4 protein-coding genes are annotated in these 4089 nt (G+C 54.1%); all 4 read left to right on the top strand.

Features of this window, described 5'->3' with window-relative positions:
* Positions 1-278: 278 nt before the first annotated feature.
* The 4 genes from GX147_04650 (at position 279) to GX147_04635 (ending at position 3898) form a co-directional block, all read left to right on the top strand.
* Entirely contained in the window at positions 279-839 is a 561-nt protein-coding gene (locus GX147_04650; protein NLN59990.1) for a DUF4342 domain-containing protein, read from the top strand.
* 17 nt (positions 840-856) lie between these two features.
* Positions 857-1537, top strand: coding sequence for a response regulator transcription factor (locus GX147_04645; protein NLN59989.1), 681 nt, complete (start codon positions 857-859; stop codon positions 1535-1537).
* 88 nt (positions 1538-1625) lie between these two features.
* Positions 1626-3026, top strand: a complete 1401-nt coding sequence (locus tag GX147_04640; GenBank protein NLN59988.1) for a HAMP domain-containing histidine kinase — start codon at positions 1626-1628, stop codon at positions 3024-3026.
* Positions 3023-3898, top strand: coding sequence for a histidinol-phosphatase HisJ family protein (locus GX147_04635; protein ID NLN59987.1), 876 nt, complete (start codon positions 3023-3025; stop codon positions 3896-3898). Before GX147_04640 ends, GX147_04635 begins: the two co-directional genes overlap by 4 nt.
* Positions 3899-4089 lie beyond the last annotated feature (191 nt).

Below are 4089 nucleotides of genomic sequence, written 5' to 3'. Positions count from 1 at the left end.
TGGGAGTCCTGATCTATCTTTCGGCATCCCATTTGTTGCCGGAAGCCAGAGAATACGAAGGCAAGCACTCTTATTGGGCATTTTTGGGCGGAATCCTGTTGGGTATTTTTATGTTTATGATAGAATCATAGGCACAAAGCCTTCCTGCAGGAAGGTGTGCGGGGAGAGCCGATTTGATATTTTAATCCTAGTTTAATCTTATCCAAAGGGTGCTTTCATCCTTGATTGGTATGCTGTCACCATCATCCATCACACAGTCAATCAAGGAGGTATTGAAAATGATTACATTGGAACAGGTAGAAAAGCTTCGTGACAGAGCAAACGTCAGCTACGACGAAGCCAGAGCTGCGCTGGAGGAAGCGAACGGAGACATTCTGGAAGCGTTGATCCGGCTGGAGAAAAAAGGAAGCGTGGCGCCCCCTCCGGGCGGCGGTTATTACAGCAGCCAAAAGAACGACGAGACCGGAGAACCGGCATCGACGAAGGAGCGCACAGGCCACGGACATTCGCGCAGAGCAGGAGAGGACGGTCCGTTCAGACGGTTTGTCGCATTCTGCGGACAGCTCATTCACAGAGGGAACATCAACGGCATCCAGGTGATGAAAGACGGCGAAGTCAAGACGACGATCTCCATCACGATCTTGGTGATCCTGACGCTGCTCTTCTTCTGGGTCACGGTGCCCCTGCTGGTGATCGGGCTCTTCTGCGGATACCGGTACGTCTTTACGGGTCCCGATTTCGGGAAAGACTCCGTCAACAATGCCATGGACGCAGCGGCGAAAACCGCAGAAAATATCAAGCGGTCTGTGATGGAAAATCAGGACAGCGCAAAAGAATAACGTGAAACGGATGGGGTATGGGTTCAAAAATACTGTTGATCGAAGATGAAGAGAAGCTGGCGCGCTTCGTGGAATTGGAACTTGCCTACGAGGGCTACGAAGTGACGAAAGCGTTCGACGGCAGAGCCGGATTGGAGCTTGCCCAATCCGGCGGGTTCGATTTGATCCTGCTGGATATCATGCTGCCCCGGATCAGCGGAATGGAGGTCTTGCGCCGTATTCGACGCACGTCCTTCATTCCTGTCATCCTGTTGACGGCCCGGGACAGCGTGGAAGACAAGGTCTCCGGTCTGGACGGAGGCGCCGATGATTATCTGACGAAACCGTTCGCAATCGAAGAATTGCTGGCGAGGATCCGCATGTGCCTCAGAAAACAGACTGTGCAAAAGGAAGCGGCCGATGTGTTGACGGCTTCCGGCCTGACGCTGGATGCGCGCAGGCATACGGTTTGCGTGGGGGACGTTCCGGTGGAACTGACGAAGCGCGAATTCGATCTGCTCCGCTACCTGCTCAAAAACAAGGGGCTGGTCTTATCCCGGGAGATGCTGCTGGACAACGTATGGGCGTACGAGTTTGACGGCGGCACCAATACCGTGGATGTCTATATTCGTTTTCTGCGGGCAAAAATCGATGATGTATTCGATATCAAGCTGATCCATACTGTCAGGGGCGTGGGCTATGTGATCAAAGATGAATAAGCACCGTCAGAGCAAAAAGCAGGAGCCGAGAGGAAAGAAAACGAAATCTTCTCTCGTATATAAATTGAACACCCATTTGTTTTTCCGCATGGTGGGCATTTTTATCGTACTGGATCTTTTTTTGTGCCTCGCCTTCGGCACCGTGCTGCTGCTCGACGCCGAAAGAACCCTGGCGAAAACCGTACGGACCATCAACGAATACGGCCTACCCGCCCGGCGGAGTGACCGATGGGCGGAGATCGACGGATATCGCATCGAAGAATTGCTGAGAAAGCCCGAGGGATTCGTTCTGCCCGAAGGATTCCATCCCTTTGTTCCCGAAGAAACCCGGAGCGGGGCGAGAAACTATCGATTCGATGCGGAGGAGACGCTACCCTTTCCCCAACGTGCCGAGCATCTCGTTTTTGAATACGAATTTATTTCGGACAATCGAACGTACCGGATCGAAACCGATGTGGGGCCTTGGATCGCAGCGTTGAAACAGGTGCTGTGCGCCCTGTTTCTCCTGCAGGCGTTTTTGTTGCTCGGGTCGATTTTCTCAGGCGCACATCTGATCCGCAAGAACCTTCAGCCCATCGTCGCCCTGGCAGAGACGGCCCGGACGCTCAATATGCCGGGATCGGATCTCGATGTGAAAAAAATGGAAGATCTGGCGGACAAACTGGATTCCATCAATGCAGCAAAGCTCGACACCCGCATTTCCGTAGACGAAACAGAAAGCGAACTGCGGGGGCTGGCATCGGCGATCAACGGAATGCTGGATCGCATCAACGATTCCTATCGGTCTCAGATCCGTTTCGTATCCGATGCTTCCCACGAACTGCGCACACCCATCGCTGTGATCGAAGGATATGCCAATCTGCTGGATCGCTGGGGAAAGAAGGACGAGAAGACGCTGGAGGAAAGCATCCGGGCAATCAAGGAAGAAGCGGCAAACATGAAAGGACTCGTGGAACAACTGTTGTTTCTTGCCCGGGGAGACAGCAACACGATGCATCTGCAGCCCGAAACCTTCGACTTGTCGCTGCTTGCGGAAGAAGTGCTCCGGGAGACCCAGATGATCGACACCGGCCACGAATTTGCCTCCGATGTGCAACGCGCGTCGATCCGCGCCGACAAAGGCCTGATCAAGCAGGCGCTGCGGATCCTGATCGACAACGCCATCAAATACAGCCATGCCGGCGGGCGGATCACGCTGTCGATCTCGGAAAGGAAAGAGGAGGTTTCGCTGACCGTGCGGGACGAAGGGATCGGGATTCCGCCGGAAGCAGTGGCAAAGGTGTTCGATCGGTTTTATCGAGCAGACGAATCCCGGGCCAAGAGCACCGGCGGAACCGGTTTGGGGCTGTCCATCGCCCGTTGGATCGCAGAGCGCCACGGAGGGCATATGGAGGTGCTGAGCCGCCAGGATATCGGGACGAAAGTGTCCATCGTGATTCCCAAGTCCGGCAATTCCCTAGAACCAGAAAAGGAAGAAACACCATCGTGATCACAGACATGCATGTCCACACCTGTTTCTCCAGCGACTCGACCGCTCCGGTGGAGACTGAAGTCAGGAAAGCCTTGAGCCTGGGGATGAAACACATCGCCATTTCAGATCACCAGGACTATGATTATCCGCCCTGGCACAGCATTTATCTGCTGTCAGAGACCGGAGACACGGAAGGATATCTCAGTGTTCTTCGGGAGGTCAGGGAGAAATACGAGGGCCGGATCGAAGTTCTGATCGGAATCGAGCTGGGACTGCAGGTCCCCCTGGGCAAAAGGTTGGACCGATACGTGGCAGCCTATCCTTTTGACTTTGTGATCGGATCCACCCACTTCTTCAATGGCCGGGACACGGAAGATCCTGCCCTGTACAGAGACTGCACCGAAGAAGACGCCTGCCGCGCCTATTTTCAAACCGAGCTGGACAACCTTGCCGCCACGGACGCCTACGACGTCGTGGGGCATCTGGATTTTGTCCTGAGAGATCTGCCTTCGAAAAACCGGTACTTTTCGTACCGGACCTACGCCGATCTTTTGGACGAGATCCTGCTGACTGTGATTCGGAAAGGCAAAGGCATCGAGTGCAACACCAAGACCTTGTATCGCGGCATGGGACAACCCAGTCCGGATACATCGGTCCTCAAGCGCTATCGGGAGTTGGGCGGGGAGATCATCACGTTCGGTTCGGATGCCCATCAGCCCGATTGGATCGGCGGAGCCTTCGTCGAGGCATCGGAGATCCTCAGGGAGTGCGGATTTCGTTATTATTGCATCTTTCGGGATCGAAAACCAGTTTTTTTGCCCCTGGCACAGCCGAGGGCTGAGGCGGAAGAATGTACCGTCTGTCAAACCATCGTGACCACGGAGGTATAGAATGAAGAATGAGATATTATCAGACCTTAAGCCTACGGAATTTTTTCATTGGTTTGAGGTCGTCAGCAAGATCCCCAGAGGCTCGGGGAACGAGCAGGGAATGATCGATTTCCTGAGACAATTTGCCGATGAGCGGGAGCTGTCTTGGGATGTGGATGCTGCCGGAAACGTATTGATGACGGTTCCGGCTA

The sequence above is a fragment of the Deltaproteobacteria bacterium genome (genome assembly GCA_012522415.1).
Classification (GTDB): domain Bacteria; phylum Desulfobacterota; class Syntrophia; order Syntrophales; family JAAYKM01; genus JAAYKM01.
The sequence above is the reverse complement of the archived record's forward strand: the minus strand, read 5'-3'. Positions and strand labels throughout refer to the sequence as shown.